The 3,498-nt window shown below is 74.3% G+C and carries 4 protein-coding genes; all 4 read right to left on the reverse strand.

Annotated features, from left to right (window positions below; genetic code table 11):
• On the reverse strand, positions 1-763 hold a 763-nt coding region (locus C1I92_RS32720; RefSeq protein WP_111258803.1), incomplete at its 3' end, for a DUF4432 family protein.
• A gap of 10 nt (positions 764-773) precedes the next feature.
• Entirely contained in the window at positions 774-2,048 is a 1,275-nt protein-coding gene (locus tag C1I92_RS32725) for an MFS transporter (RefSeq protein ID WP_111258805.1), read from the reverse strand.
• 273 nt (positions 2,049-2,321) lie between these two features.
• A complete protein-coding gene (locus C1I92_RS32730; RefSeq protein ID WP_111258804.1) occupies positions 2,322-3,167 on the reverse strand; it encodes an oxidoreductase in 846 nt (281 codons plus the stop codon).
• A gap of 10 nt (positions 3,168-3,177) precedes the next feature.
• On the reverse strand, positions 3,178-3,498 hold a 321-nt coding region (locus C1I92_RS32735; RefSeq protein ID WP_146605382.1), incomplete at its 5' end, for a helix-turn-helix transcriptional regulator.

Consider the following 3,498-nt stretch of genomic DNA (forward strand, 5'->3'; position numbering starts at 1 on the left):
CCCGCCCACCCGCTTCCATCCAGTACCACGCGTGCGGCATCAGTGCGGTGTCCCACGTGAGGTCGGCCCGCAGTCCCAGCTCGTCGTTGACGATGCCGGCCCGGCCCTCGGCGAAGCCGTCCAGGAACGCCAGCCGGCTGACGCCGGAGCCCGGCGCCGGCACCCGGTCGAACCCGTCGCCGGGCCAGGCCGCCGGCGTCGCCGCGTCGAGCCAGATCGTCTTCGCCGCGGTCTCGATCCGCGTCTGCGGGCCGACCAGCGGCGCGCCGAACGCGGGGTGCTGGCTCCACATCACCTCGACCGGCTCGGCGCCGTCGTTGCGCACCGTCTCCTCGACCGTGACCGACGGGCCGTCGACGCTGATGCGCTTGACGAGGTTGAACGGGCTGCGGACGAGGTCGGTGCGCAGTTCCACGGCGCTCGGGCCGGTCGCCGTCCAGTCGTAGGAGGCCAGCCACGCCTCGCCGTGCATGCCCCACTCGACGCCGTGCTCCTGGCTCGGCGTGCCGGCGTTCGGGAACACCGTCTGCCAGCCGCCCGGGTAGGCGTGCATGAGCAGCGCCTCGCTGCTGCCGGCGGTGACGTGCTCGCCGAGCGGCCGCAAGCCCCACCGGGTCCGCCACATCACCTCGACGTCGAGCGGCCGCCAGCGCACCGACGTCACGTCGCCGCCCTTCCCCGGCACGACGTCGACGCTGAGCTCGTCGGACGTGAGGTGAACGATCTGCCAGCCGCGGTGCGTCGACACGCTCGGTTCGGTCACGGTGCACAGACTAGGGCTCCGGATGCCGGGCGTCATAGCGGACGAACCGGCGTTGCGTCACCGCCAGCGTGCTGACGAGGACGATGCAGGCCAGCCCGCCGAGCACCGCCGCCCACGCCTCGCCGCTGAGCTCGGCCAGCGAGCCGAGGGCGAGGTCGCCGAGGCGCGGCCCGCCCGCCACGACGACGATGAACACGCCCTGCAGCCGGCCGCGCATCTCGTCCGGTGTGGCGGCCTGCAGGATCGTCATCCGGAACACGGCGCTGACGGTGTCGGCGGCGCCGGCCAGCGCGACGCACAGCACCGCCGGCCAGAGCGCCCAGTGGGCGCCGCCGCCGTCGGCCGGTCCCGGCACCGCCACCAGCACCAGCCCGAACGCGACGACCGCCGCGCCCCACGCGATGATCGCGACGATGACGGCCAGCCCCTGCCGCCGGATGTGTCCCAGCGGGCCGGAGAGCAGCCCGGCCAGGAACGACCCGGCCGCCATCCCGGCGACGAGGATGCCCGCCGTCGTCGGGCCGCCGCCCAGCACCGCCGCGGCGACGGCGGGGAACAGCACGCGAGGCATCGCCAGCACCATCGCGCAGAGGTCCACGACGAACGTCATGCGCACGTTCGGCCGGGTCCGCAGGTAGGACAGGCCCTCCAGCACCGACCGCAGCCCGGCCCGGCGCACGTCGCGCATCGGCGGCATCGGCGGCAGCGCCGTCAACGTCGTCAGCGCGACCGCCAGCAGCACCACCTCGATGCTGTACGTCCACCCGTAGCCGACGGTGTCGATCAGCACGCCGGCCAGCAGGGGACCGACCGTCAGACCGAGGCTCATCGACAGGCTGCCCAGCGCGTTCGCCGCCGGCAACAGCTCGCCGGGCAGCAGCCGCGGGATGATCGCCGTCCGTGCGGGCGCGTTGATCGCGAAGAACCCGTTCTGCCCGGCGACCAGCGCGTAGAGCAGCCCGACCTGGCCGAGCTCCAGCCATGCCTGGACGGCGAACCCGGCCGCCACCAGCAGCAGGCCGGTCGAGCTCAGGATCACCACCCGCCGCCGGTCGTACGCGTCGACGATCGCGCCGCCATAGAGGCCGAGCGCGACCAGCGGCGCCAGCGCGAACAGCCCGACCAGCCCCACCTGGAACGTCGACCCGGTGAGGTCGTACACCTGCAGCCCGACCGCGACCGTCGTCAGGTGGGTGCCGACACCGGAGAGGGAGATGCCGATCCAGAGCCGCCGGTACGGGACGCTGACCTTGAGCGGCGTAAGGTCCAACAGCAGCCGGCGCACCTGGACATCTTCGCAGTGCGCCGCCCGCGGCTCAGCGCCGGGCGGCCAGTCGCACGACGTCGTGGTGCGGGACGGCCGGCTGGAAATCGCTCCCGCGCCGACGCCGATGCGGCTGGTCGACGACCAGGGCAGCGGACTCGTTGCGGTAGCCGAGGTCGAGATGCCGATCCCCGTCGGGCGCTGCCGGGCCTCGGACACGTCCTCACCGGCCGCTTCACCGAGCCGTATCCCGGGCTGTCGGAGCCGCGGCCGAACTGCTCGGCAGGTGACCGCTCAGACGGGGTCCAGATCGGTGCCGCGGGCGACGTTCTCCCAGGCGCGGAGCTCGGCGCGCTGCCGGGCCAGGCTGGCCGCGATCGCGTCGGCGGCGTCGTTGCCGAGCGGCAACCGCAGCGGCGGCTCGGGGGCGTCGAGAGCGGCCCGGATGGCGGCGGCGGCCTTGGCCGGGTCGCCGGGCTGGGCGCCGTCGAACCCGGCCTGCATCGCGCGGACCGGGCCGACGACCGGGTCGTAGGCGGGGATCGGGGTGGTCATCCGCATCGCGGCGCCGTGCAGGCCGGTCCGGAACGCGCCCGGCTCGACGATCAGGACCCGGATCCCGAACGGCCCGACCTCTGCCGCCAGCGCCTCCGAGTAGCCCTCCAGCGCGAACTTCGACGCCGAGTAGGCCGCCACGGCGGCGAACGACAACCGCCCGCCCATGCTGCTGAGCTGCACGATCGCCCCCGACCTCCGGGCGCGCATCCCCGGCAGGACGGCCCGCGTCAGTGCGGCCGGGCCGAAGAAGTGCACGTCCATCAGGTCGCGCAGCTCCGGCTCGGTGGTCTCCTCGGCCGCGCCGATCAACGCCCGGCCGGCGCTGTTCACCAGCACGTCGATCCGGCCGAACCGGGCCTCGGCCGCGGCGACGGCGGCGGGGACGCGGCCGGTGTCGGTGACGTCCAATTCGACGGTCGCGAGGCGGGCGGGATGCCGCTCGGCCAGGTCGTCCAGTGCGCCGGGCTTGCGGACGGCCGCGACGACGGGCTCGCCGGCCTCGAGGGCGGCCACGGTGAGGGCGCGGCCGAACCCGGACGACGCGCCGGTGATCAGCCAGACTCGGGTGGACTCGTGGGTCATGGCGCCGACGCTACGGAGCGGCCGCCGGCGGCGGATGTACGTTCTTGCGGGCGTACGCGCCCGGCGGCACTCCGACGAACCGTTTGAAGTGCCGGGTGAAGTGGCTGAGGTCGAAGAACCCGGCCTCGTGACCGGCGTCGCTGACCGGGCGTCCGGCCAGCAGCAGCCGCTTGGCGTGCTCGATGCGCAACTGCAGCTGGTACGCGTGCGGTGGCATGCCGACGTCCGCGGTGAAGAGCCGGGTCAGGTGGTACGGGCTCAGCTCACTGACGCGGGCGAGGTCGGCCAGCGTGACGGTGGCGGCCCGGTGCTCGTGCAGGTACTCGCGGGC

Origin of the sequence: Jiangella anatolica (assembly GCF_003236295.1) — a bacterium.
Taxonomy (GTDB): Bacteria; Actinomycetota; Actinomycetes; order Jiangellales; family Jiangellaceae; genus Jiangella; species Jiangella anatolica.

Coding starts and splice junctions, on each gene's coding strand:
- C1I92_RS32730 (WP_111258804.1), bottom strand. CDS start 3,167: ATGACCCACGAGTCCACCCGAGTCTGGCTGATCACCGGCGCGTCGTCC.